The 25,328-nt window shown below is 64.7% G+C and carries 26 protein-coding genes; 16 read left to right on the plus strand and 10 right to left on the minus strand.

The features are described from left to right. Together SARO_RS07780 and SARO_RS07785 are read right to left on the minus strand one after the other, a co-directional pair. Positions 1-1,347: a GAF domain-containing protein gene (locus SARO_RS07780; RefSeq protein ID WP_011445203.1), complete on the minus strand. Its 1,347-nt coding sequence runs from the start codon at positions 1,345-1,347 to the stop codon at positions 1-3. Next, the gene (locus SARO_RS07785; protein ID WP_143004902.1) at positions 1,344-1,817 is read right to left on the minus strand and encodes a pyridoxamine 5'-phosphate oxidase family protein; all 474 of its coding nucleotides are present in this window, start codon (positions 1,815-1,817) and stop codon (positions 1,344-1,346) included. Before SARO_RS07785 ends, SARO_RS07780 begins: the two co-directional genes overlap by 4 nt. A gap of 212 nt (positions 1,818-2,029) precedes the next feature. On the opposite strand from SARO_RS07785, the gene SARO_RS07790 reads away from it, so the two are divergent. The 3 genes from SARO_RS07790 to SARO_RS07800 all read left to right on the plus strand — a co-directional run bounded on the left by SARO_RS07790 (position 2,030) and on the right by SARO_RS07800 (position 4,311). After that, entirely contained in the window at positions 2,030-2,842 is an 813-nt protein-coding gene (locus SARO_RS07790) for an arylamine N-acetyltransferase family protein (RefSeq protein WP_218119688.1), read from the plus strand. A gap of 24 nt (positions 2,843-2,866) precedes the next feature. Next, on the plus strand, positions 2,867-3,394 hold the full coding sequence (locus tag SARO_RS07795; RefSeq protein ID WP_011445206.1) for a hypothetical protein: 528 nt from the start codon (positions 2,867-2,869) through the stop codon (positions 3,392-3,394). Between the two features lie 122 nt (positions 3,395-3,516). Next, the gene (locus SARO_RS07800; RefSeq protein WP_011445207.1) at positions 3,517-4,311 is read left to right on the plus strand and encodes an IclR family transcriptional regulator; all 795 of its coding nucleotides are present in this window, start codon (positions 3,517-3,519) and stop codon (positions 4,309-4,311) included. Between the two features lie 60 nt (positions 4,312-4,371). Here SARO_RS07800 and SARO_RS07805 read toward each other — a convergent pair whose 3' ends face one another. The 3 genes from SARO_RS07805 to SARO_RS07815 form a co-directional block, all read right to left on the minus strand. Next, positions 4,372-6,021 (minus strand): flavin-containing monooxygenase, encoded by a 1,650-nt coding sequence (locus SARO_RS07805; protein WP_041550239.1) that lies wholly within the window; start codon positions 6,019-6,021, stop codon positions 4,372-4,374. A gap of 79 nt (positions 6,022-6,100) precedes the next feature. Next, positions 6,101-8,287, minus strand: coding sequence for a TonB-dependent receptor (locus SARO_RS07810; protein ID WP_234007422.1), 2,187 nt, complete (start codon positions 8,285-8,287; stop codon positions 6,101-6,103). A 198-nt stretch (positions 8,288-8,485) separates the two neighbouring features. Further along, positions 8,486-9,259 (minus strand): SDR family NAD(P)-dependent oxidoreductase, encoded by a 774-nt coding sequence (locus tag SARO_RS07815; RefSeq protein ID WP_011445210.1) that lies wholly within the window; start codon positions 9,257-9,259, stop codon positions 8,486-8,488. Positions 9,260-9,438: 179 nt separating this feature from the next. Here SARO_RS07815 and SARO_RS07820 point away from each other — a divergent pair, with 179 nt between their 5' ends. From SARO_RS07820 to SARO_RS07870, 11 genes are all read left to right on the plus strand, one after another. Next, positions 9,439-10,989 (plus strand): SDR family oxidoreductase, encoded by a 1,551-nt coding sequence (locus SARO_RS07820; protein ID WP_011445211.1) that lies wholly within the window; start codon positions 9,439-9,441, stop codon positions 10,987-10,989. 114 nt (positions 10,990-11,103) lie between these two features. Further along, a complete protein-coding gene (locus SARO_RS07825; RefSeq protein ID WP_011445212.1) occupies positions 11,104-11,868 on the plus strand; it encodes an enoyl-CoA hydratase/isomerase family protein in 765 nt (254 codons plus the stop codon). A 16-nt stretch (positions 11,869-11,884) separates the two neighbouring features. Continuing rightward, positions 11,885-13,480, plus strand: coding sequence for an acyl-CoA synthetase (locus tag SARO_RS07830; protein WP_011445213.1), 1,596 nt, complete (start codon positions 11,885-11,887; stop codon positions 13,478-13,480). A 3-nt stretch (positions 13,481-13,483) separates the two neighbouring features. Next, complete coding sequence (locus tag SARO_RS07835) at positions 13,484-14,197, plus strand: SDR family NAD(P)-dependent oxidoreductase (RefSeq protein ID WP_011445214.1); 714 nt, start codon at positions 13,484-13,486, stop codon at positions 14,195-14,197. Continuing rightward, a complete protein-coding gene (locus tag SARO_RS07840) occupies positions 14,191-14,709 on the plus strand; it encodes a short-chain dehydrogenase/reductase (RefSeq protein ID WP_011445215.1) in 519 nt (172 codons plus the stop codon). Before SARO_RS07835 ends, SARO_RS07840 begins: the two co-directional genes overlap by 7 nt. Before the next feature lie 51 nt (positions 14,710-14,760). Further along, the gene (locus SARO_RS07845; protein ID WP_011445216.1) at positions 14,761-15,528 is read left to right on the plus strand and encodes an IclR family transcriptional regulator; all 768 of its coding nucleotides are present in this window, start codon (positions 14,761-14,763) and stop codon (positions 15,526-15,528) included. A 107-nt stretch (positions 15,529-15,635) separates the two neighbouring features. Then, positions 15,636-16,520, plus strand: a complete 885-nt coding sequence (locus SARO_RS07850; RefSeq protein ID WP_011445217.1) for an SMP-30/gluconolactonase/LRE family protein — start codon at positions 15,636-15,638, stop codon at positions 16,518-16,520. Positions 16,521-16,524: 4 nt separating this feature from the next. Beyond that, positions 16,525-17,712, plus strand: a complete 1,188-nt coding sequence (locus SARO_RS07855) for an acyl-CoA dehydrogenase family protein (RefSeq protein WP_011445218.1) — start codon at positions 16,525-16,527, stop codon at positions 17,710-17,712. A gap of 8 nt (positions 17,713-17,720) precedes the next feature. Then, the gene (locus tag SARO_RS07860) at positions 17,721-18,830 is read left to right on the plus strand and encodes an acyl-CoA dehydrogenase family protein (protein ID WP_011445219.1); all 1,110 of its coding nucleotides are present in this window, start codon (positions 17,721-17,723) and stop codon (positions 18,828-18,830) included. Next, complete coding sequence (locus SARO_RS07865) at positions 18,827-19,351, plus strand: nuclear transport factor 2 family protein (protein WP_011445220.1); 525 nt, start codon at positions 18,827-18,829, stop codon at positions 19,349-19,351. The genes SARO_RS07860 and SARO_RS07865 overlap by 4 nt, the downstream gene beginning before the upstream one ends. A gap of 18 nt (positions 19,352-19,369) precedes the next feature. Then, positions 19,370-20,146 carry an acyl-CoA thioesterase gene (locus SARO_RS07870; RefSeq protein ID WP_011445221.1) on the plus strand — a complete coding sequence of 259 codons (777 nt, stop codon included), beginning with the start codon at positions 19,370-19,372 and terminating at the stop codon, positions 20,144-20,146. Here the strand turns inward: SARO_RS07870 and SARO_RS07875 are convergent. The 5 genes from SARO_RS07875 to SARO_RS07895 all read right to left on the minus strand — a co-directional run bounded on the left by SARO_RS07875 (position 20,143) and on the right by SARO_RS07895 (position 23,077). Then, positions 20,143-21,234 (minus strand): NADH:flavin oxidoreductase, encoded by a 1,092-nt coding sequence (locus SARO_RS07875; protein ID WP_011445222.1) that lies wholly within the window; start codon positions 21,232-21,234, stop codon positions 20,143-20,145. The two genes, SARO_RS07870 and SARO_RS07875, sit on opposite strands and share 4 nt — an antisense overlap. Before the next feature lie 94 nt (positions 21,235-21,328). Next, a complete protein-coding gene (locus SARO_RS07880) occupies positions 21,329-21,622 on the minus strand; it encodes a DUF1971 domain-containing protein (RefSeq protein WP_011445223.1) in 294 nt (97 codons plus the stop codon). Then, a complete protein-coding gene (locus SARO_RS07885; protein WP_011445224.1) occupies positions 21,619-22,002 on the minus strand; it encodes a group III truncated hemoglobin in 384 nt (127 codons plus the stop codon). Before SARO_RS07885 ends, SARO_RS07880 begins: the two co-directional genes overlap by 4 nt. A gap of 1 nt (position 22,003) precedes the next feature. Continuing rightward, positions 22,004-22,351, minus strand: coding sequence for a hypothetical protein (locus SARO_RS07890; RefSeq protein WP_011445225.1), 348 nt, complete (start codon positions 22,349-22,351; stop codon positions 22,004-22,006). Positions 22,352-22,387: 36 nt separating this feature from the next. Then, complete coding sequence (locus SARO_RS07895; RefSeq protein ID WP_011445226.1) at positions 22,388-23,077, minus strand: alternative oxidase; 690 nt, start codon at positions 23,075-23,077, stop codon at positions 22,388-22,390. A gap of 82 nt (positions 23,078-23,159) precedes the next feature. Here SARO_RS07895 and SARO_RS07900 point away from each other — a divergent pair, with 82 nt between their 5' ends. Together SARO_RS07900 and fixJ are read left to right on the plus strand one after the other, a co-directional pair. Then, the gene (locus tag SARO_RS07900; protein WP_011445227.1) at positions 23,160-24,707 is read left to right on the plus strand and encodes a PAS domain S-box protein; all 1,548 of its coding nucleotides are present in this window, start codon (positions 23,160-23,162) and stop codon (positions 24,705-24,707) included. After that, positions 24,697-25,320, plus strand: a complete 624-nt coding sequence (gene fixJ, locus SARO_RS07905) for a response regulator FixJ (protein ID WP_011445228.1) — start codon at positions 24,697-24,699, stop codon at positions 25,318-25,320. The genes SARO_RS07900 and fixJ overlap by 11 nt, the downstream gene beginning before the upstream one ends. Positions 25,321-25,328: the final 8 nt, after the last annotated feature.

A 25,328-nucleotide genomic window follows, 5' to 3' on the forward strand; every position in this document is an offset into this window, starting at 1 on the left:
TCAATCCTGGGCCGCTGCGAGGAGCAGCGGCCCCTTCGCCTCAAGGCTCAGCCTTCCTCGACCTGTCCTGACGATCTGGATCGGCGCTTGCTTCTCTTCGAGCCGGCGGCGAAGCAGCAACAGGCGCGTTTCCAGATTGTCCTTGATATCGGGCATCCGCGCGGCGAGCGCGAGCCGCAGTTCGCGGTTGCAGAACGTGTTCCTGCCGTCAACGAGGTGCCATTCGATGATACGGCGCAACACCGCGCCCGCGATCCCCTTCACGATATAGTTGCCGTCCACGAAGATACTGTCGTCGAGGCGGTGATGCGTGACGCGGATCGCGCCGCCATTCGCTACAGGCAGCGATCGCGCGGCGCCTGGCAAAGCATCATCGTCCCTTGACGCAATGCTTTCACCTGCCGCGATCGCACGCGCAGCCGCAGCGCATAGCAATTCCAGCGCTGCCTCGTCATCGTCGTGAAACGCCATGCGCTCCGGGCTTTCGACGAAGAGGATGCCGATCGTTTCGCCCCGCGTAACCATCGGCACGGCGATCTGGCTCATGACGCCGGCAAGTCCGGGAAAGTCGATCACGCGCGACGTGTTTTCGGACAGCCCTGCGTCGGCATCGATTGCTTCGGCAAAGCGACGCACGCGGCTCATGTCGCTAACCTTGATCGTGCGTCCGCTTGCGGCCGCCGTACCGATCATGCCCTCGCTGCCTTTGACCTCGGAGCCGATCCCGGAGGGGTCGTAGCCTGTGCTGCCCGTCGTGACGAAGCTGTCGCGGCCCGGATCGGGGACAAGAACGAGCGCGTGCGAATAGCCAAGCAGGCCGACAACGCGGTCGAGCAGGCAGTCGATGATATCTTCCACCTCCGCCAGATTTTCGATGGCCCGGCAGCCGTCCGCAAGCGCGGGAAGGCTTACCGGCGGGCGGGGCACCTGTGCCGGGCCGGTGTCAACCGGACAGGGAACCCTCTCGATCGCTTCCACCCTGAATACGTCGGCACTCCTTAGCCGCATGATCTCGGACATGCCGATCTGCGCGCTGCTTGCCTTGAGTTGAATCGAGATCTTCTCGAACAATGGCCCAGTGTCGAGTGACCGCACGAACCGGATGTCGAGCAGGTACTGTTCCCCGGAAAAACAATCGACGAGGATCAGCGTAACATGGGGATTAGCTCGGATGTTCGCGGCGGTCTTGGCGAAGAACTGGTTCGACAGCGCGACATGCTCGTCATCGACCCGGACGACGTGGGACAGGTAGGAAACGTTCGGCGTCCCGTCGGCCGCTGCGGTCGCGATGATCGAAGGAATCACTCCCTCGAAGCAAGGAGCCAGGTCGGCGAGGCGCAGTTTCATGGCTGCCTCATGCTGGCCAGTAGGCCGGCCTGTGGCCCGGGCGTCTGGACGTAGATTTCACTGATGTCGAGCCGTGCCACTTTCGCCCCGCGAGTGGTCAGCCATGGCGGAATGATTTCGGCAGGCACCCCAAGCGAAACGAGTGCCCCGGTGGCATCGGCAATGAACTTGTCCGACCGGGCGAGGTCGTCGTCTTCGGCATCGCGCAGCCTGGCAGGCCCCTTGATCTGGAACGTCACGTAGTCGGCGGGGCTCACGAACGTGACGGCCAGCCGGGCGGTCTCGCCAATCGCGGCTTCCAGTTGCGGCCACTGCCACGCCGAAAAGATCACGTCCATCGTCTCCCGATCGTCCGGCACGTGAAGACCTATTCCGCGCCCGGCCGATGGACGACCCTGTCGGTCCACGCCCGCAATGATGCACATCAGCGGGCGGTGCAGGAATTCAAACAGGCCGTCGTCAAGCCGCACGATGCGTTCCCCCAAACACCTGGCGTTTAGGGAGGTTTTAGGAAATCGCCCATGCTTTTCGCAATCATTTAGGAACGCGGCCGTTTCGTACCGTCTATTGAGCGTGTCGATGTGACGCGACCGACGAGCCGCTGCATTCCGCAATGGGGCACGCCGGTCATCCGGAGAACGGAAACAACGCCATGGCAAATCCCCTCATCGAGGACGACGAAATGACGCTGAACGAGACGCAACTTGCCGCATACCTCGCCAAGATCGGCATTGAAGGCGAAGTCTCGCTCGATCTTCATGGTCTGGCGAGGCTTCACCGCGCCCACCTGTTGGGGATCACGTGGGAGGCTATCGATGCGTTCATGGACTGGCCGTCATCCGTCGCGCCGTCCGCTGCTTTCGCCAAGATCATCGAACAAGGTCGCGGCGGCTGGTGTTACGAGATGAACGGCCTCTTCGGAGCGGCGCTTTCGGCGCTCGGCTTCCGCGTGACGCGGCTTTGCGGCTGTGTCGACCGGCCGGTTCTGGGCGATGCCGCCATAGGCAACCACCTGACGTTGCGGGTCGACCTGGATCGTCCCTACCTGGCTGAAGTCGGCGTGGCGGATGCTTTGTTCGAGCCGGTGCCGATCGGCGTCGGGCCGATCCGTCAACGTGGCTTCGACTTCTCCATCAAGGCTGCGGACGACGGTTGGCTCCGCCTTCATAACCATGCCCATGGCACCGCCCGTACTGTCGATTTCAAGCCTGATCACAGCGACGAGGCCGCGCTGTCCGCGATGCAGGCGTGGCTCATGCGTGAACCGGCCTCGCCCTTCACCAATGCCCTGGCGGTGTATCGTCACACTGTGGATGGCTATGTCGCGTTGCAAAATGATCGACTGCGCCGTGTAACCGCCCTGGGTGTCCAGCAAGAGAACATCGATGGCGCGGATCACCTTGCGCAGGTGCTGGAGGATGTGTTCAGTCTTTCGGTTCCGCACCCTGAGCGCATCTGGGAAAAGGTTGCCGCCATTCGTCTGGTCACAGCCTGACGGCCTGAAAACGGGGACAAGGCATTGAAACGACTTCTTACGATGTTCTGCGCGCTTGCCGCGCTGACTGGCAGCCCGCTCTTCGCGCAGGACAACGGCGCGGCGATGGCTGAAGTCGTCCGCCAGTTGCGGTTGACGGCGGACCGGATGGAGGGGCAGCTTCCCGCAAGCGACATTGCCGACATGCGGCGCCAGGCGGATGATCTGGAACGCGAGAACAAGCTTGGTGCATTCTCCGCGTCTTCGGCGCCTCCGGTCTCCAAGCGCGCTGCAGAACGCATTGCCGCCGAACATGGCGGGCGGCTTGACTGGCTTGACCAGCATCCGGCCTGCGTGGGGTACGGATGGGAAAACTACCGTACCTTTCGCCTGGCCAGCGGCGACCGGGATGCCGAGCGCGATGTTCTGTGCCAACGCGCCTTTGGAAACTACGCGGCTTACATGGCCGGCCAAAGAGCCGGTGACTTTGCCGGTTCTGATGCCTTGCGCGAAGCCTATGACAAGGCTGCTCACGCCGCCGTCGACTTTTTCGAGCGCCGAACCGGGGGCTGACCGAGCACCCGCAACTCTGCATCACATCTGTGATAGGCTGGCCAAGGCTTTGTCGCCGCGCTTGCTGGCCTTACACTCCCGGCACGACGGCTGACACTGAAGCAGCCGGGAAGGGAGAAGCGATGCAAAGGACAAAGGTGAAGTCCGCGTCGCGGACGCTGGAGGTCCTTGAGCTCTTCATGGACGAACGGCGCCCGCTCAGGTTGAACGAGATCTACAAGGCTCTCAACTACCCGCAGTCGAGCGCGACGAACCTGCTCAAGAGCATGGTCCTGATGGGCTATCTCAACTACAATCGCGCGAACATGACCTACCTGCCGACGATGCGGGTGACGGCGCTGGGAAGCTGGTTGCCGAGCATGATAAACCGCGAAGGTGGGCTGGTAAGCCTTGTCGACGAGATACAGCGCCGAACCGACGAGACGGTCGGCCTGGTCGCCCAGAACGACCTCTATATCCAGTACATCATCCTCAAGACGCCCGGCCATGAATTCAAGATGGCGCCGAACGAAGGCACGATGCGGTTGATGGTCGATTCCTCGTCGGGCCTGGCTTTGATGAGCCGGATGCGTCAGCGCGAGATCGACAAGATCTACCGATACTCCTGCCATTACGGCCTTGGCGGCGAGACGCTGCCGCAGTTCGAAGATCTGATGCGCGAGGTGCGCTGGACCCGCCAGGTCGGTCATGCCTATGTGCCGAAACGGCCCACGCCGCAGTTGTCCTCGATCGCCATGCCGCTGGACGAGAACCTCTACGGAATTCCGCTCGCCATTGGCGTTGGCGGCATGGTCGATCGCATCTCCCGCGCAAAGCAGGACATTCTCGATGTGATGAGCGAGGCCATCTCGGCCTTCAAGGCGCGTCAGGAGCAGGAGGACGCACGGGAGCACGAAGCCCTGCTGAATGCAGCCTGAGGTAGCAGGAACGCAAATTGGAAGCAGGAGGGGCGCCCTAACCAGGGCGCCCCTCCTGCTTTACCTTGCGCTGGCCAACTCGCGACCGAAGGTGAGCGTGCTGTAGCCGGACTGCGCGACAGCGGTGCAGGTCTCGTTATATCGGAAGAAGCCGCCGGTATACATGATCAGGCCACGCGGTTTTCCGTCGACGTTGGTGCCGGTGTACCAGGTGTTCGCCTTGGAGACGAGCGTCAGCTCGGCCAGGGCGAACACCTGCTCCATCCATGCGTCCTCTGCCTCCAGCGTCGGCTCCACAGTGCCGATGCCATGCTCGCGCATGTGGTCGATCAGGTCGCAGATCCAGTTCACGTTCTGCTCGTCAAGCGTGACGATGTTGGCAAGCGCGGCGGGGCCATTGGGGCCGCAGACCATGAACAGGTTGGGGAAGCCATGCATCATCAGGCCCAGGTAAGAACGCGCGCCGCCCGCCCACTTCTCGCGAACGTTGTGTCCGTCCCGGCCCTTGACCTCGAATGCCATCAGCGCGCCTGACAAGCCATCATATCCGGTGGCGAGGATCAAAGTGTCGAGTTCGACCTCACCTGCGGTGGTCAGGATGCCCTTTTCGGTCACGCGCTCGATAGGATGTTCGAGACAGTCCTGCAGGTGGACGTGGGGAAGGTTGAACGTCTCGTAGTAGTTCGTGTCCAGGCAAGGGCGTCGAGCGAAGATCGGATATCCGCGCGGCTTGAGCTTCTCTGCGGTGATCGGGTCATTGACCGTCTCGCCGATCTTTCGACGGACGAATTCGGCGACCTGCTCGTTTGCCTCGGGATTCGTAAGGAGGTCCGAGAACATGCCAAGGAAGTCGAGCCCGCTGCGCGACCATGCGTCTTCCATCACGCGCTGGCGCTGCGATGGCGTGATCGAGAAGAACGGGCGCGAGGTAACGGGGCGCACGCCGCCAAGGTGGCTTGCGCGCGCGACCGCGCGGATCGCCTGGTAATTGCGCTTCAGTTCGGCGACGTAATCTGGCTCCAGCCTGCTGTTGCGCATTGGCATGGTGAAGCTGGGGGTGCGCTGGAACACGTGAAGTTCCGCCGCTTCGTCGGCAACGACCGGCACGATCTGGATGCCGGTCGATCCGGTGCCGACCAGGCCGACGCGCTTGCCCTTGAAGCTGACTGGCTCATGCGGCCACTTGGCCGCGCGCAGCAGCTCTCCCTTGAAGTCGGCGAGGCCTGGGAACTCGGGGTCCTTGGGGATCGACAGCGGACCGGTGGCCATCACGCAGTAGGTCGCCTCGATGCGGTGGCCGCGATCGGTTGTGGCGATCCAGCGGCCCGCAGCCTCATCCCAGGTCGCGCTATCGACGCGGGTGTCGAAGTGGAAATGCTTGCGCAGGTCCAGCTTGTCCGCGACGAAATTGGCATAGGCGAGGATCTCCGGCTGCGCTGCGAACTGCTCGCTCCACGTCCATTCCTGCTGGATCTCGTCAGAAAAGCCGTAACTGTAGTCGACGCACATCAGGTCACAACGCGCGCCGGGGTAGCGGTTCCAGTACCATACACCACCAACGTCGCCGCCCGCTTCCACGCCGATGATCGAAAGGCCCATCCCGCGCAGGCGATGGATGGCATACATCCCGCCAAAGCCCGCCCCGACAACCAGGGCGTCCACGATCATGGTCTGGTCTGCGGGGGAAGGGCGGTCCTCGATTGCCGTCATGGTCGTAAGCTTTCCGGGTGTCTGGTTGTATCGGGGGAGGTGACGCGGGGCCAAGGGAGGGAGGCCCCGCGTCGGCAGGTCAGTAGCGGAACAGAACTTCGGCCCCGACGACACGTCCCTTGTTGATCGACGCGAAGGTCGATCCGGCAAAGAACGGGAGGCTCGAGACGTTGCCCTCGGTCTGGTCGTTCAGCAGGTTGGTGCCGTAGACCGAGAACTTCCACCTGCGACCGGCCGTCTCTACGGAGAGGTTCGCGTCGACCATGTCTGCCTTGCTCAGCAGGCCGGTGTTGGCATCGTTCGACCAGGCCGCATCGCGATGGGCATAGCCGAGGCGCGCCGTCACTTCGCCGCCACCTGTCACTTCATGCGCGAAATTGGCGCTCACCCCATAGGTCCAGGGTGCCAGGCGCGGCGGCTTGAGGGCAAAGTCCTTGGCATTGATCGCGCCGTCGCCCGTCAGGTCGTAGAGGATCTTCGTGTATTTGGCCTTGGTATAGCCGAACTGGCCGTTGAAGGTGAGGTGGTCGCCAACGCGCAGCACGGCTTCCGCCTCGATGCCCTGGATGCGGACGTTCGCGGAATTGCGAATGACCTGCGTCGTGCCGATCGGCAGGACCGGGCGGATGATCTCGCGCTGCAGGCCAAGCACGGTGTTGTGGAATGCCGCAAGGTTCAGGCGCAGCGTGCGGCCGAAGTCCTGCTTGATGCCTGCCTCGAACGAGTTCTGCTTCTCGGCGTCGAACGGCCCCGGGGCTTCTGCGGCATTGCCATTGCGGAAGTTGTAGCCGCCGCTGCGGAAACCGCGGGCGAAGAATGCATAGGCCTGGGTCTCGTTCGTCGGCTGCCATTGCGCGCCCACCCGGAAGGTCGGATCGCTCCAGCTCTTGCTGTTGGAGAAACCATAGGTGCTGCAGGTCTTCGTGACGATCGGGTCGCACAGGTTGCCGGCGAGATTTGCAACCTTGGCGCTCTTGCGCTCCCACGAATAGCGGACGCCGCCGTTCAGCGTCACTGTATCGGTGACGTGCCAGTCGGTCGAAACGAAGGCGCCGAACGTCTTCTGGTGCTGCTTGCCGCCGCCGGAGATCTTGAGCGCTCCCGCCGCAAGACGGCGCAGTTCGATGTAGTCGATATCCTGCTGGAAGTAGTAGAGCCCGGTGGTCAGCTCCAGCGCACCGAACGTGCCGGCATAGCGAAGTTCATTGCTCCACTGGTCTTGCCGGGTGAGCGTGTCTGCGTGGAAGGTGTAGCTGGGCGAGGAGTCGATATCGCTCGTCACGAAGCCCTTGAAGTCACGGTATGCGGCAATGTTGGTGATCTTGCCGTTGCCGAAATCGGTGTCGATGTTCAGTTCCAGCGACGCCTGGTTCCAGTCGTTTCGGGTAACGCCTTCCTCGTCGACGCTGATACCGAAGCTCTCGCGGCGGAAGAGGCCGAAGTTGCTCACTACCGCGCCGTCGCCGCGCACGCGTCCATGTTCGTAACGGGCCACCGCCTCAACCTCGGAAGTCGGCGTGTAGCGCAGGGCGGAGCGCACGATCAGCGTCTTGGAAGCGCCGAAGTTCTTGTTGCCGTTGAACTTGTTGGTGAACCAGCCGTCGTCGTCATTGTAGTAGACCGCGACCTTGGCGGCCAGCTTGTCCTTGATCAGCGGCCCGGAGACCACTGCGCTGGCGATCTTGTTGAGGCCGGTTTCCGCAGCTAGGCGCCCTTCGATCTTGAGGTCGTTGCCGGGGGTGGATGTGCGCACCACGACCGCGCCGCCCGTCACGTTGCGGCCGAACAGCAGGCCCTGCGGGCCGCGCAGCACTTCGACGCCTTCGAGGTCGAAGGTGTCGAACAGGATGCCGGCGCTGATGCCCATGTAGACGCCGTCGACGAATACGCCGACGGTTGGATCGATAGAGGGGATCGAGCTGTTGATGCCAAGGCCGCGGATGGAGAAATTGGCAAAGCCTGGTGCGGTGCCGACGTCGTCGAGCTGCACGTTGGGTGCGCTATAGCCCAGGTTGTCGAGCGTGCGCACGTGCTGGCTTTCGAGTTGTTCGGAGCCGAAAGCGGTGACGGCAATCGGCACGTCCTGCACGTTCTGCGCGTTCGCCTTCTTGGTGGCGGTGACGACGATGTCGCCGAACACCGATGCCTCGGTGGCCTGCTCCTGCGGTGCCACTGCTTCCTGCGCGTAAGCCTGTCCACCGGCGAGAAGTGCCAGCGCGCTCGTTCCCAGTACGGCCACGAGCCGCAGGTGTGCTACCCTCTTCATCCCCATCCCCTTTCTTCTGTAGATGTTCTGCCTGCCAGTTGCGGGCCGCACGACATCGCTCGGGCAAATGCGCCCGTTGTGTGCCGCCTCCGGCATTTGTCTCGAATTCCTTGTGGTGCCCCTTCATCGCCCGCATGATGCCTCATCGGCAATCCGGAGCGGTCCGGTGGCGCCAGAATCATACTGGCGATTCGGGTTCTAGCGTCGCAGCGTGTGGCCAAGGCCTCCGTCCACGGCAAGCGATTGGCCCGTGACGAAGCCCGATCGCGCGCCTGCCAGCCAGAGCGCTGCCTGGGCAATGTCGTCAATCTCGCCCAGCCTGCCGAGCGGCGTCTGTCCAACGCGGCTTTCGAATTGCTCGGGCGTGAGGATCGCCTTCACGCCTTCCGTCGCCACGGTCGAAGGCGCGATCGCGTTTACGCGGATGCTGCGCGGGCCAAGCTCGACCGAAGCAGAACGGGTAAGGCCGTCCACGCCCGCCTTGACCGCAGCATAGAGCAGCGCGCCCGCGCTCCCCAAACGCCCGGCCATCGAACCGATGTTGACGATGGCCCCGCCGCTTTCGGGCATGTGCGGCAACACCGCCTGGATGCCCCAGACGATCCCGCCCAGGCCAACGCCAGTCATCCGAGCGAAGATTTCGGGGGTGATGTCGGCGATCAGGTCATAGCTGTTCCACATCGCATTGTTGACCAGCACGTCGATCTTGCCGAACCGTGCGGCGGCCTCATCAATCGCCGCCGTCAATGCGGCACGGTCCGACACGTCTGCACCAAGTCCGATGGCGCCATTGCCGATTTCCGTTGCTGCGGCTTCCGCCCAGTGCTGCTTTAGATCGACGAGCGCCACGTGCGCGCCTTCCGCAGCATAGAGCGCAGCAATCGCCTTGCCTAAACCGCGCGATGCGCCGGTCACGATTGCGACCTTGCCTTCCAGTTCTCCGGCCGTTTGCTTGGCCAATCCCGTGTCCATGGCGTATCCTTTCGCTTTGGCACGGGCTTAACCGGCAACGATGCATTCGCAGCGGGGGCGCCAAGCGGTCGGCCAGATTATTCCGTGCATGATAACCGCAAGGCACCGTCCGGTGACTTTTGACCCGCGAGCAAGCGTAGGGGACGCTTCCACCAGCAAGGATGGACCGGGAGGCCTGCGTGGAAGCGAAACAAAGGGAAGGGCGTGCGCGCCTCGTTCTGGTGACCGGCGCGGCCCGCGGCATCGGTCTGGCGTGTGCCCACCGCTTTGCCAGGGCCGGTGATCGCGTGGTCATGGCCGACCGCGACTTGGCGGCGTGCACTTTCGAGGCTGAAAGGCTCGGCTCGCGGCATGTCGCGCTGCAACTGGACGTTTCGGACGAAGCGGCGGTCGAGCACGCGATGGACGGTCTTCTGCAGCAGTTCGGCGCGTTCGATGTCGTGATCAACAACGCCGGGGTGGTGGATCGCTTTGCCCGGCCGCTTCTTGACGTACCGCCGGAGGATATCGACCGGCTGATAGGCGTCAATCTCGAAGGTCCCTATCTGGTTGTGCGCGCTGCGCTGCGGACGATCCTTGCCGGACGGCGTGGCGCGGCAATCGTCAACGTCGCATCGGGCGCGGCACTGCGCGCGCTGCCGGGCCGTGCCGCCTACAGCATGACAAAGGCGGGCGTCATCGGCATGACCCGCGCGATGGCGATAGAGCTTGGCCCCCAGGGTATCGCCGTCAACGCCGTGCTGCCGGGATACATCGACACCGAAATTCTCCTTGCTCTGGAGCGGGAGGGCAAGTTCGACCGCGCCGCCGCTGCCGGCGCAATACCGATGGGAAGGCTCGGCCGGACAGATGAGATTGCCGAGGCGGTCCATTACCTCGCGCGCGGGGGTTATCATTGCGGCAGCCTGCTTTCGGTCGATGGTGGGGTCGATGCGTATGGCGGTTCGGGCAAGGCCTCCACCGCCGTCATGCCGCACCGCCCGGTGCGCGCGGGCGACGTCGCTTGCGTGACCGGCGGGGCGAGCGGCATCGGCGCCGTTGTGGCAGACCGGCTTGCCGGGCTCGGCTGGCTCGTGGCGATAATCGACAGCCGGGAAATCGCGGACGGACCACACCCTGCGTGGCAGGCCGACATCGCCAGCGAAGCCTCGGTCGAGAGCGCGATGGCAGGCATCGCTGGCCAGCTCGGCCCGGTGACGCTGCTGGTCAACAATGCCGGTATCGTCGAACCCATGGCGAAGTCTGCCGACCAGGCGCTTGCCGACTTCCGCCGCACGATCGACGTGAACGTGAAGGGCACTATCCATGCATCGCGCGCGGCTGCGCGGCAGATGATCGGCGCGGGCGGTGGGGCCATTGTCAATCTTTCCTCCATCACGGCATCGCTCGGTTTGCCGGGGCGCAATGCCTATTGCGCGTCGAAATCTGCCGTCACCATGCTCACCCGCAGTCTCGCCTGCGAATGGGCCGCGCATGGCATCCGGGTGAATGCGGTCGCGCCAGGATACATCCTGACCCCCGCAGTGCAGGCCTTGCTGGCTTCGGGAGAGCGCGACATGAACTCCGTCGTCCGGCGCATACCGGTGGCGCGCCTTGGTCAGCCTGACGAAGTGGCGGACGCCATCGCGTTTCTGGCCTCGGATGCGGCATCCTATGTTACCGGCGCCACGCTTCAGGTGGATGGCGGCTATCTTGCCAGCGGGCATCCGCCCGATGGACCGATGCCCTGAAGCGTCTTGGGGCCAATCGCATATGCAATAGTTGCCCCGGGGTCCGGTGGTATCCGTGCCAAGCGGGTCATGCTTCCATAGGTTCCGGTTCAATCAGATTTCGGGAGAGAAGCGATGAGTCAGGTAAGGTTGGACGTCAGCGATTACGTGGCCGTGGTCACGATCGACAATCCTCCGGTCAATGCCCAGAACATGGACCTCGTGGACGAACTGATCGCCACGTTCGACAGCTTCAACGACCGGGACGACGTGCGCGTGGCCGTACTGACCGGCGCGGGCAAGTGCTTTTCCGCAGGTGCGGACCTGCGCAACCGACCCGACCTTTCCGCCCCCGGCGCACGCTGGGCGCGCAACCGCAAGGTGCGCGAAGTCAGCTATTGCATCATTGACAACGCCAAGCCGACCATCGCGGCGGTCAACGGTCCGGCACTGGGAGCGGGGCTTGGCCTCGTGGCAAGCTGCGACATCATCGTTGCTTCCGAAAATGCCGTGTTTGGCCTGCCCGAGGTGGACGTCGGCCTGATGGGCGGTGGAAAGCACGCCGAACGCATCCTGCCGCATTCGCTCGTGCGCCGGATGATGCTGACCGGCTACCGTGCGCCCGCCGAGGAGCTTTACAGGCGTGGTGTGATCGAGGCCTGCCTGCCGCCCGAGGAACTGATGCCCTGGGTTATGGACATGGCCCGCAACATCGCCGCCAAGAGTCCGCTGGCTACCCGCCTCGCCAAGGACAGCATGCGCACGATCGAAAACATGACCTTGCGTGACGGCTACGTCTACGAACAGGGCAATACCGCAAAGCTTGCCACTTCCCAAGATGCGGCAGAGGCCGTGGCTGCTTTCGTGGAGAAGCGCCCCCCGGTTTTCCTCGGTCGCTGACGGGGAGCGCGCGACGATGACTGCTGGCAACTGGAACTTCGGCGACCTGCTTGATATCGCCGCCGCCAATGTCCCGACGGACCGTCCCGCGCTCGTGCGGGGCGACCGGACGATCGCGTGGGGCGAATTCGATTGCCGCACCAACCGGCTCGCCCGCGCGATGCTGGCAAGTGGCCTGAAGACCGGAGACCGCGTGGCCATCCTCGCGCGCAACATTCCCGAATTTATCGAGATCGCCTGCGCCGCGTTCAAGGCGCGCCTGACCCACGTCAACATCAACTACCGCTACACCACCGCCGAAATCGAATATGTCCTTGCCGATTGCGGCGCGGCAGCGCTGTTCCATCAGGACGAATTTGCAGGCGTCGTCGAGCCCCTCCCTGCCGCGCTCGATCATCTGAGGCTCGTCGTGCAGATCGGCGGGGAGGGCAGCTACGACCGGATGGTCGAAGAGGGCGACGGCACGCCGCTCGGCATCGCCCGGTCCCCCGAGGACGGCTATCTCCTCTATACCGGCGGCACCACCGGGCGCCCCAAGGGCGTCATGTGGGCGGCAGGCGATGCACGCGCGGTACAGCTTGAGGCGCCAACGGTGCGCAATCCGGTGCTGACCCTGGAGGACCACGCGAAGCAGGTTGCGGCCAACATCACCCCGGGCCGCGTGCTTCCGGCCTGTCCGCTGATGCACGGGGCGGGGCTCAACAGTTCGATGGCGGAACTCCTGATGGGCGGCACTGCGGTGTTGCTGGAAAAGGACAGCTTTCGCGCCGACGATCTATGGGATCAGGTCGAGGGGCACCAGGTCACGCGCATCCTGATCGTCGGCGACGTTTTCGCCCGGCCGATGCTTCAGGCGCTCGAGGCTGAACCGGGTCGCTGGGACCTGTCATGTCTCAAGGTCATTTCCTCGGCCGGCCTGATGTGGAGCGAGGAAGTGAAGCGTGGCCTTGTCCGCCAACTTCCGCAGCTGACGCTGGTGGATATCCTCGGTGCGTCCGAGGCCTCGGGTTTCGGCTATGCCGTGACGACCGCCACGCGTGAGACACCTACCGGCTATTTCGAGCCAGGTCGCCAGACCGTCATCATCGACGTCGACACCGACCGCGTGCTGGCCGACGACGAACCCGGCACAGGCTGGCTCGCCCGCCGCCCACCTTTCGCGCAAGGCTATTTCGGCGATCCGGAAAAGACCGCGCAGACCTATCGCACCATTGGCGGCATCACTTATGCCATCCCCGGCGACATGGCCGAACGTACTGTCGAGGGTCTCATTCGATTGATCGGTCGCGGCAATCTGTGCATCAATACCGGCGGCGAAAAGGTCTTCGTCGAGGAAGTCGAGGAAGCACTCAAGCGAGCCCCGGGCATCGAGGACGCCATCGTTGTCGGTGTGCCGGACGAGACTTGGGGCAAGGCCGTCGTCGCCCTGGTCCGCACTGGCGCGACCTACGACGAGGACGCCGCACGCACGGCGCTTGCAGCAGACCTTGCGCGCTACAAGCTGCCGCGCCGGATCATCGTCCTCGACGATCTTCCGCGCCATGCCAGCGGCAAGTCCGACTACCGCCGCGCGACCGAACTCGCCGTGGCCCACCTCGCCCTCGCGGCCTGACCGGTGCGGCCCCACGCCCTTGTTACCGGCGGCGCGCAGGGCATCGGCCGCGCCGTGGCCGAACTGCTTGCCGGGCAGGGCTGGGATGTCACGGCCGCCGATCTCGACGAGGCGGCGCTGCGGCGGGCGTCAGGGCAGTGGAACGACATTTCCCCTGCCGTGCTTGACGTCACCGCTTCTGCGCAGGTGGCCGCGCTCGTCGACCGGCTTCCACCGCTCGACGTGGTCGTCAATTGCGCCGGCATAGCGGCCGAACTCCTGCCGTTGAAGGACATCAGCCGCGCCGCGTTCGAACGAATGCTAAGGGTGAACGTTGGCGGCACCTTCCTGCTGGCGCGCGAGGCGGCCCGGCGGATGGAAGGGGGCGCAATCGTTGCCATCGCCTCGCGCGGCTATCTCGGCGGGGCAGGGGCAGCGCACTATGTCGCGTCCAAGGCAGCGGTCGTCGGCATGGTCCGTTCGCTGGCGGTAGAACTGCGCTGGCGCGGAATCAGCGTGAACGCGGTCGCTCCTGGCATGGTCGAGACACGCATGATCGATGACTTCACCTCCGAAATGCGCGCCCGCCTTGCCCGGCTGGAACCCGGCGGTGGGCCCATGCCACCTGCGACGATCGCCGGTGCCGTCGCTTACCTCGCCTCTGCGGCCGGGCGCGCGGTCAACGGGCAGGTCCTGCTGGTGGACGGTGGCAAGTCGCTCGGCGTCGCGCCATGCTGACCGTTCGCGCTCGGCCCGGCAGTCTGACCGATACCGCCGCACGTCTTGTCACTGCCGCAGGCATCCCGTCGGCCTTGGTCGATGCCATGCCCCCACCGCGCGCCGCCGCACTGGCGGGGCTTGGCGACGCCGACTTTGAATCCGCCTTCGTCGTTCCGCTAGCCGACCTGGCCCAGACTCTCGCTGACCTGCTCCCGCTCCACCGCCGCATCGTTCTCGTCGGCTCCATTGCGGGCCTAGGCGACTGGGATGCGGTGCTTTCCGGAGCCTTCGCAGCGGGAGCGACCGGGCTGATGCGCTCGGTCGCGCTGGAATTCATGTCGCATGGCGTGACGATCAACCTCATCGCCGCGCCCTCGGACGATCCTTGCCACGCCCTCCAGGTCGCCGCGCTTGCCAGCGCGCTGCTTGCATCGGATGGCGTCAGCGGGCAGGCCGTTCCCTGCGACGGCGGCGCGAACCTGCGCATGAGCCGTGCCCGCCCCCGCGCTGCGCCTTTACGGGAGCCATGATCGCAGGCATGAAACCTGCCGCAGGCCAGCATCAATCGCCGAGGGAGAACCATGTCGCAACCCGCGGTCAAGTCCGCGCTCCGTACGTTCGAAGTCCTCGAACTCTTCGCTGAGCGTCGCGCCCCGCTGCGCCTGCAGGACATCCACTCGGCGCTCGGCTATCCGCAATCCAGCACCACTGCGCTGCTCAAGAGCATGGTGATGTGCGGCTATCTCAACTACGATCGCGACCATCGCACTTACCTGCCGACCACGCGCGTCAGCATGCTCGGCAACTGGTTGCCCGGCTACATCCAGGCCGCAGGCGGCTACCGCGAATTGGTCGAGGAACTGCAGCGCCGGACCGATGAAACGGTTGCGCTCATCACCCGCAACGATCTGTTCGTGCAGTACATCATCCTGCTAACTCCAGATCACGAACACCAGATGGCCCCCCAGGTCGGAGCCATGCGCAAGCTTGTCGATTCTTCAGCCGGGCTTTCGCTCATGGCGCGAATGGACGACCGTGCGATCGACAAGCTGGTGCGTTACTCCAACGCCTACAACAGCGGCGATGATCTCCGCGTATCCTATGCGCAGATCATGCAGCAGGTCGATTGGGTGCGGAACGTGGGCTATGCCTATGTGCCCAACCGGCCGACGCCCGCCGTGTCCTCGATCACCATGGCGCTCGATGCTGATCTCTATGGCGTTCCATTGGCGCTTGGCGTCGGCGGGCTGGCTGGTCGGATCGCGGATCGCAAGGACCAGATCGTCGAGACGCTTCGCGAACTCGTCACGACCTTCCGGCCTGCTCCCGGCGGAATATCGCGGACATGATTGTCTCGTGCGCATGCGCCGATCAGGTGCATGCAGCCCCCGCTCGCGAATAGTCTGCATCCCTGACCGGAGCCGTACCGCGCTCCGGCATGGGAGAGCGATGGGTGATGGTCGAGATCGACTTCCTGGGTGACCACCGTTGCCTGCTGGGCGAAAGCCCGGTGTGGGATGCACGGGGGCGAAGGCTGTGGTGGGTGGATGCCGTTGGAAACTCGATCCACGCGGCCACGCCAGAAGGCGTGCCTCTGGTATCGTGGCGTTACGAAGCGATGGTCGGCAGCATTGGTCTTGCGGAAACCGGCTTGGTCGCTGCGTTCTCCGATCATTTCGCGCTGATCGACGGGGCTACCGGTCGGGCAACGCCATTTGCTGCGGTTCCCGGAAACGATGGCGCCATGCGCCTCAATGATGGCAAGGTGGATCGCGGCGGAAACCACTACATTTGCGGGGAGACCCGCATGGCCGAAGGGGCGACCGGGACGCTGTTCCAGCTTGCGGCAAACGGTGCGCTTGCCCCGGTGGCCCGCGGGATGCGCATCTCCAATGCCACCTGCTTTTCGCCCGAGGGGTCACGGCTTTACTTTGCCGACAGCCTCGACGGCGCGATCCGCTGCCATGCCTACGATCCTGCTACGGGCACCGTCGGTGCCCGCGTCGGCACGATCGATCTCAAGTCCATCGGTCAGGCTCCTGATGGCGCCACGATCGATGCGGAGGGCAATCTCTGGATTGCACTTGTACTCGATCAGGCCGTCGCCTGCGTCAGTCCTGCGGGCGAACTGATCCGTCGGATCGACATGCCGATGCCCTATCCCTCGTGCCCGGCATTCGGAGGGCCGCAGCTCGATACCCTGTACGTTACCTCCATCGCCAATTCCGGCCACAACCTCGTCACCGATCATCCCGATGGCGGGCGCATCGCCGTCGTTCGAGGACTTGGCGTGCGCGGCATTGCCGAAAGCCTCTTCACCGCCCGATCCAACGCAGGCTAGCCCAATGGACTTTGAACTCGATCCCGCCGATGTCGCCTTTCGCGAGGAAGTGCGCGAATTCTTCACCACCGGCATCCCCCAGGAGTGGCGCACCCGCGTCCGTGCAGGATTGCGCCTCCATCCCGAAGAGCTGATCGCATACCAGAAGCGCCTCGCCGCAAAGGGCTGGGGCGCGCCCACGTGGCCTGCCCAGTACGGTGGCACCGGCTGGAGCCCGATCCGTCAGTACATCTTCTGGACCGAGGCTGCCGAGGCCGATGCCCCCGCCCAGTTCCACCAAGGGCTCGAGCTGATCGGCCCGATCATCTTCACGTACGGCAGCGCCGCCCAGAAGGCGCGCTTTCTGCCGGGCATCGTCAATGCCGACGACTGGTGGTGCCAGGGCTATTCCGAACCCAACGCCGGATCGGATCTTGCATCGCTCCGCACCCGCGCGGTGCGCGATGGCGACCACTACGTGCTCAACGGGCAGAAGGCGTGGACCAGCTACGGGCACGTCGCCAGCCACTGCTTCGTGCTGGCCCGGACTTCTGACGAGGCCAAGCGGCAGCAGGGCATCTCGCTGTTCCTGCTCGACATGAAGACGCCGGGCATCACCATCCGCCCGGTCGCGACTATGGACGAGAAGCACCACACCAACGAGATGTTCCTCGATGACGTTCGCGTACCGGTCGAAAACCTGGTTGGGGAAGAAGGGCGCGGCTGGGAATACGGCAAGGTCCTGCTCGACCGCGAACGCATGGTCACTGCATCGGTGGCGGTCTTCCTGATCCAGACGGTCAAGGCGATCCGAGATGCGGCCTCTCGGCACACGATCGGGGGCGTGTCGCTGCTCGACAAGCCGGACTTCAAGGACAAGCTGGCGCAGTACGAGATCGAGGTGATCGCGCTCCAGACGATGGTCCTTCGCGTAATGGCGGATGCCAGCGCAGGGGTTGATTCGGGACCGCTCGGGTCGATGATCAAGCTTCGCTGGTCGCAGCTCCTGCAGGCCGGCACCGCTCTGTGGATCGCCGCTCTCGGGCCAAAGGCCGCCCACTTTGCCGCGCTCGACCACGCTTCGGTCCTGCCCACCGACATGCCCTATGCCATGCAGGGCGTGCTCCATTCCCGCGTGACCTCGATCTATGGCGGATCGAGCGAGATCCAGCACAACATCATCGCCCAGCGTGCGCTGGGCCTGAAGGGATAAGCTTCGCGATGCGCTTCACCTATTCAGACGAGCAGGCAATGCTGCTCGACAGCGTCGACCGCTTCGGCGCCGAGCAGTTCCCTCCCGCGGATCGTCACCACTTGGTCCAGCAGGGCCGTAGTGCCGAAACCGCCAAGTGGGCGATGATGGCTGAACTCGGCTGGTTGCTCCTGCCCATCCCCGAGGAATGCGGGGGCCTTGGCGGCGGCGTGGTAGAACTCATGGCGCTGGGCGAAGGCTTCGGTCGCCACCTTGTGCCCGGTGCCTATGTCGCCAGCAGCGTCCTTGCGTCAGCGCTGCTGGCCCATGGCGGCGAAGCGATGCATGGCCTGATCGGCCAGCTCGGGGCGGGCGAGGCGATTGCCGCAGCGGCGCTTCTCGAAGACGATGGCAGCTATGATCTGCACCATGTTGCCGCGACCGCCCAAGGCGCCGGAGGCGACTGGACTCTGACCGGCGCCAAATGCCATGTCGAGGACGGCGGCGATGCGGACTGGTTCATCGTTCCCGCGCGCACGTCGGGCGGCGTCGCGGACCGCGATGGTATTTCCCTCTTTCTCGTTCCCGCCGATGCGCCGGGCCTCAAGGTCGAACGCTTCCGTGCGATCGACGGCCATCGTCACGCACGGCTTACGCTCGAAGGCACGACGGCGCAGGCTTTCGGCCCGTTGGGCGAAGCCCTGCCCTTGATCGAGGCTGCCGTTGCCCGCGCCAACTGCGCGCTTCTCGCCGAAGCCGTAGGCTCGATGGAGGCAGTCAGCGCGATCACGCTGGAATACCTGCGCACGCGTGAACAGTTCGGGCGACCGATCGGCACTTTCCAGGTCCTGCAGCATCGCATGGTCGACATGCGCATCGCTTGCGAAGAAGCGCGCGCCATGCTTTGCCACGTCGCAATGGCCATCCCCAAGGGCGAGGCGGCGTTCCAGCGCGCGGTTTCGGCGGCCAAGGTGCGGATCGGCGAATGCGGCGTCTATGTCGGCCAACAGGCCGTGCAGTTGCACGGCGGCGTCGGCTTCAGCGACGAATTGATTGTCAGCCATCATCTGAAACGGCAGATGATGCTTGCGATCGCGCACGGCTCGGTCGACCACTACAGAACGAGGTTTGCCGCATGACCAGCGTGATGCTCGGAACCATCGAGGAACTGGTCGCACGCGAGCGCATTCGCGACTGCCTCTACCGCTATTGCCGCGGGATCGACCGGGCCGATGAGGCCATGCTTCGTTCGGCGTACTGGCCCGATGGCACCGATGCCCACGGCCCCTACAACGGCAGTGCCGAAGGCTTCATCGAATGGGCGATGAAGACCTTGCCGCACATTGAACGCGGCATCCACCAGATCCACAACGTGTTGATCGAGTTTCGCGAAGGCGGCGCGGCGGTGGAAAGCTATTTCTCTGCCTTCCAGCGCCAGCCCGGTGCCGACGGCCGGCTGACCCAGTGGGACATGAAGGGCCGCTATCTCGACTGGTTCGTCGAGCGCGCGGGCGAATGGCGCGTGCTCAACCGTCTCGTCGTGTTCGACTGGGTCGAGGAAATGCCCCTTCCGCCCGGCACCGAGGACGAGCGCTTCGGGGCGCGCAAGCCCGTCGGCGGACGCTGGCCGGACGATCCGGTCTACGCCGTCCGGGCCTGACCCCAGCCTGATCCGGTCATGACGGAAGCCTTCCCCGCGTTGGTCCGCCAGGACGATGCACGTTATGCGATCACGGTCGGGCCGGACCTTGCGGTAGGCCCTCCAGGACATGCCTATCTGTTCGGCGGTGCCAGCATGGCGCTGGCCCTTGATGTCGCTGCCGAAACCGTCGGGCGCCCGGTGGTGCAGGGCTCGCTGCAGTTCGTCAGTTTCACCCCGCTTGGTTCGGTTCTCGATCTTACGGTCGAAGTGCTGCAATCCGGCAGGACCCTCGCACAGGCGCGGGTCGCCGGGACCGTTGACGGTCGCCTCGTTTTCCATTCCGGCATTTCCCTCGGCATGCGCGAGGGATTTTCTGCCCGCCAGTGGGCGCTTGCCCCGCCAGTCCCGCAGCCCGACAACTGCCCGCCGTGCACCACGCTACCTGCACAGGATGACAATGCGCGTTACCTCGAGGGCATCGAAGTGCGCGAGGCAGGGGGGCCGGAAGTCCCTTCCGGACGAACCCGCCTTTGGTTGCGGCGCAAGGATGGGGCTCCACTGGATGCGGCGAGCCTTGCCATGTTTGCAGATTTTCTGCCTATTGCACTGGGCCGCGCGACGGGTTGTAGCGGCGGCGGCAACAGCCTCGACAATTCGTTGCGGATTACCGGTGCCGCCGCGCCGGGCTGGTGCCTCTGCGACATGATCATTCCCTCGTCTGCGTCCGGCTTTGCCCAGGGGCAGGTCACGCTCTGGGACCAGTCGGGCCGCCTGCTCGCGACGGGGGCGCAGTCGCTTCTGCTCAAGGGCTAGTCGAGGCGCGCCAGATCGTCCCGCGTGAACGTCCGGATCTGGTCGAACCGTCCCTCGCGCACCTTGGCACTCCATTGCGGATCGCCGATCAGCGCACGGCCCACGGCCACAAGATCGACCTCGCCGGTCGCCAGCATGTCCTCGAGCAGTTCAAGCCTTGCACCGTCTGCCGTCGGGTCATCGCCGACGCGCGTTACGAGGAAGTCTTCGTCCAGCCCCACCGATCCAACGGTGATGACCGGCTTGCCCGAAAGGCGCCGCGTCCAGCCGGCCAGGTTCATCCGGCTTCCCGCGAACTCGGGCTCCCAGAACCGGCGGGTGGAGCAATGGAACATGTCGACGCCCGCATCGACCATGGGGCCCAGGAAAGCCTCCAGGCAGGCCGGGTCTGCGAACAGGCGCGCGCCGTAGTCCTGCTGTTTCCATTGAGAAAATCGCATGCAGATGGGGAAGTCGGGATTCGTCTGGCGACGGCATTCGGCTACCACCTCGCGGGCCAACAGCCACGGCGTGCGACCCCATCCGTCGGCCCGTCCGTTTGTCGGCTCCCACAGGAACTGGTCCACCAGATAGCCGTGCGCGAAGTGCAGTTCGATGCCGTCGAACCCCATCCGCAATGCCTGTGCGGCGGCTTCGCCGTAGGCCGTGATGATCCGCCCGATCCGGGCTTCGTCCAGCGCTTCGCCGTTGGGCTGGCCGGGGGCGAACAGGCCTGCCGGCGACACTGCCGGAACTTCGGGGGTGTTGGTCATGTCCGGCCGCCGCGCGCTGCCGACATGCCACAACTGCGGAAAGATTTTCGCGCCGCCCGCGTGGACTTCGTCAACCACCGTTGACCATCCCCGAAGCGCATCGCCGTGGAACTCCGGCACGTCCCGCTCGGCCAGCGCGGCCGGATCTGCGATGCCGGTACCCTCGGTGATGATGAGGCCGACGCCGCCCTCGGCGCGGCGACGGTAGTAGGCGGCGACGTCTGCGCCGGGGATGCCGCCCGGACTCATGCGCCTCGTCATGGGGGCCATGACGAGGCGGTTGGGCAGGTCGAGGCCGGGCAGTGCGGCGGGGCGGAAAAGGCTTGGCAGTGTCATCGCGCGCAATGTGCCGATCCGTACCGCGCCTGTCCCGTATCAGCGCCTCGGGTGCGCGATTATCGCCTCTCGGATTGCCCCGCAGGCCCGGCGTTCACGCCTCGCGTCGCAGGAACTCGACGTGAAAACGCACCGGGCCGAGCGGCTCCACGAAATGGAGGATCGTCGGCTCGACGATGCCCGGCTCTCCATCTGCAGACAGGATATGCTCGGCACCTTCGCGGCGCGGATCGGTCACGACATAGCGCAGGCGCCCGTCCTCCACGTGGATCAGGCCCCATGTTCCGTCCTTGGTGGAATGGTCGCGCAGGAGGCCTGCGGGAATGCTCGCCTCTGTAAACGTTGGCGTGCGCTTGTAGGCCAGCAGCCCAGTCGGAAGTCTGGTCATGCCCGCTGCCTTTCGCGATAGAACTGCACGCCCATCGTCAGGCTTTCGGCGATGCGCGCGGCCTTCTGGCGAAACAGCTCGGCCTTGTCCGGACCGAGGATATCTCCGGTCGTCTGCCGCCACAGTTCCAGCCAACGCGCGAAGTTTTCCGGGGTCATGTGGGCTTCGTGCTTCACGTGCGCGATGAGCGGCTGGCCCTTGTAGCGGCCACTGGTGAGCATGATCGACGACCAGAACGCTTTCAACCGCTCAAGATGATCCGGCCAGTCCTCGATCGCGCCGTTGAAGATCGGTCCGAGAACTTCGTCCTTGCGGACCCTGGCGTAGAATTCCGGCACCAGACGGTCGATGTCGCCTTCGGTGATCGAAAGATCGTTCATGTCACGCAACCTTTTCGGTTTGCAGTCCGGTCCGCAGCGCGCGGGCCAGTTCGTCGCCGCGCAGCGGCTTTTCGATAAGTGTTGCCCCCATCGCGGCGGCTGTTGCCGTCAGTCTCGGCGGAGGGCAGGTGGCGAGGATGAACGCTGCGGCCTGATTGCCCGATCCGCGCATTTCGTCCAGCAGTTTCAGGCCTTCGGCAAGGTTGCCTCGGTCGATGACGACCGCCCGCGCTCCCGGCTCTGTTGCTTCCACGATCGGTTCGAAGCCCTCGACCGTCAGGGCGAATTGCAAGGAGGCCAGCACAGCAGGATCGCTTACGAACAGCGCTATCGTGTCGTAGGGAGCCATTTGTCCTATCCTCCTTGCCTCGGAAGATTGCCGCGATCAGGCAGCCTTCTTCCAGTTGGGCTCAAGCGCGTGGTGTGGCGGGCAGGCGGCGGGTTCCGCCACCGGAAGCCCTGCGAGTTCGTTGGCAAAGCCGTGGTTGACGTCGCGGTGGTGCGCTTCGTCAGCCCGGACGACCAGCACCACGTCACGCAGCATCGCGTTGTCGGGCAGCCCCCAATAGCGCTTGGCGATAGCGGGCGCGGGGACGTTGGCGCTGCGACCCTGATCGATTTCGGCAAGGTAGTGCGTGTAGCTGATCACCGCTTCTTCCTCGAAGTAGCCGACCACGCGGTGCGCGGTCTTGGGGCTGACGAGGTAGAGGCCAAAGAAGAACAGGTAGAATACCCACTGTACCCCCATGATCACGGCCCGTTCGAACAGCGTCGGCTTCGAGATTTCGATGAACGTCATCAGGTGCATGCGTTCGTTTTCAGCCTCGTCCATCAGGGTCTTGATCCACCCCTTGTCGTCGCACATGCGACGCAGGCAAGCGAGGTGGTTGATGGTCGCGCCGACCATGCCGGGCACCGCCGCGACCGTCTCCAGCACGACCGCGCGGTGGCCGTAGCGCTCGGCAAAGAACGTGTCGGCGCACCAGCGCAAGGCCTTGGTGAAGCCGAATGCGATCCGGTCCGACAAGCCTCCGGGCTTGTGGTGGACGCTGAGATCGATGAACGGTGGGATCATTGGAACTTCTCCATGAGCGGCGCGATTTCCTTGGTGCGTCGCTGATGGAACTGATCTAAGTTTCTGGCAGGAAGGGCGAAATTTGGATCATCTCCCTACTGTTCCGACCCTAGGGGATTTACCGGAGGTCCGGCGCGGCAACTTCACCAGCCGGTTCCTGCCCCGGCTGTCCGTCCCGGTGGCGCTTGGCGCGGCGTTTCTCGCGATCGCGGCGGGTGCGGCGTTTCGCTTGGGGTTCGCGCAAGCGCTCGGGCAGAGGGCGACCTTCATCTTCTTCGTGCCGGGCGTTGTCGTGGCTAGCGCCTTGTCGGGCTGGCGGGCGGGCACGTTGGCCGCGCTCTCCGGTGCGCTTGTCGGCCTGTGGTGCGACTGGATGTCGGGCCCGCTGGAGCAGGGGAGCGTGATCGCCGCTGTGGCATTCGTCGTCATCGGCCTCGCCGTGGCGGTGGGTGGCGAATGGTTCCAGCACGCGAGGATCGCGACCGAGGCGGCCGCCGCAGCGCTCGGCCGGCGCGAGACACACCTGCGCTCGATCCTTTCGACGGTTCCCGATGCCATCGTCGTGATCGACGAGCAGGGCCTGATCCGGACCTTCAGCATTTCGGCCGAACGCATGTTCGGGTGGAGCAGCGCAGATGCCGTTGGGCGCAACGTCAGCATCTTGATGCCTGAACCCTACCGAACGGCACACGACGGCTACTTGGACCGCTATTACCGGACCGGAGAGAAGCGCATCATCGGCAAGGGGCGGGTTGTCGTCGGCGTGCGCAAGGACGGGTCTACCTTTCCGCTGGAGCTTGCGGTGGGCGAGATGGAAGTCGATGGGCGGCGCCACTTCACCGGCTTCATCCGCGACCTGACGGAACGGCAGCTGGCGGAAGCCCGCCTGCAGGAACTCCAGAACGAACTGGTCCACGTGTCCCGTCTGACGGCCTTGGGTGAGATGGCATCGGCGCTGGCGCACGAAATCAACCAGCCGCTTTCGGCCATAGCGAACTATCTCAGGGGTAGCGCAACGCTGCTGGCTCGCCCGGATCCACCGCTCGACCGTGTTGCCGATGCGGTGGAGCGGGCGGCGAAAGAGGCCCTGCGCGCGGGGGACATCATTCGCCGCCTGCGCGACTTCGTGGGACGCGGAGAGACGGAGCGGACGGTCGAAAGCCTGCCCAAGCTGGTCGAGGAGGCCAGCGCGCTTGCCCTCGTCGGGGCGAAGGAACACGGCATCCGCGTCCGCTACGCGTTCAGCCCTGACGTGGACCTCGTGCTGGCCGACAAGGTCCAGATACAGCAGGTCGTGCTCAACCTCGTCCGCAATGCGGTCGATGCGATGTCAGCGGGCGAGGGGGATGGACGGGAACTCCTCGTCTCGATCGATCCCGACACCGACGATGCCGCGCGTGTCACCGTTTCAGACAGTGGTCCGGGGATTTCGCAAGACGTTGCCGACCAGCTTTTCCAGCCCTTCGTGACAACCAAACGGACGGGCATGGGCGTCGGCCTTTCCATTTCACGCACGATTGTCGAGGCGCATGGCGGCAGGATATGGGCGGAGCGCAGCGCGCTGGGCGGCGCGCAGTTCTGCTTCACCTTGCCGCGCGTCGCCAGGGAGGAACTCTACGATGGCGAATAGCGGTGCAGCCGAACCGATCGTTTACGTGGTCGACGACGACGAAAGCGCGCGACATTCGCTGGAGTTCCTGCTCGACGTGGCGGGCATCCGTGTGCGCTCGTTTCCGAACGCTGACGCCTTCCTCAAATCCTCTCCGCCGCTCGCCGGGGCCTGCATCGTTACCGACGTGCGGATGCCCGGAACAGGCGGCATCGAACTGGTCGAGGAGTTGCATCGGCGCGGCGCGACGGCGCCAGTGATCGTCATTACCGGCCACGCGGACGTACCGCTGGCGATCCAGGCAATGAAGGCGGGTGTCGCAGACTTCATCGAGAAGCCGTTCGACGACCAGGTGATGCTGGAAGCGATCCGGAGCGCATTGGCTCGCAACGCCGGCGACCAGCAGGCCCAGGCGGAGCGTCAGGCAGTGCTGGACCGCATGGCCACGCTCTCCCCGCGCGAGCGCGAGGTCGTCGTCGGGCTTGTCGCCGGCAAGGCGAACAAGGTCATCGCCTTCGATCTCGATATCAGCGCCCGGACGGTGGAAGTCTACCGCGCCAATGCCATGATGAAGATGCAGGCGCGGACGCTTTCCGATCTGGTGCGCATGGTGACGCTCGCCACGCTGACCTGATGGCGCCG

Source organism: Novosphingobium aromaticivorans DSM 12444 (genome assembly GCF_000013325.1).
Taxonomy (GTDB): domain Bacteria; phylum Pseudomonadota; class Alphaproteobacteria; order Sphingomonadales; family Sphingomonadaceae; genus Novosphingobium; species Novosphingobium aromaticivorans.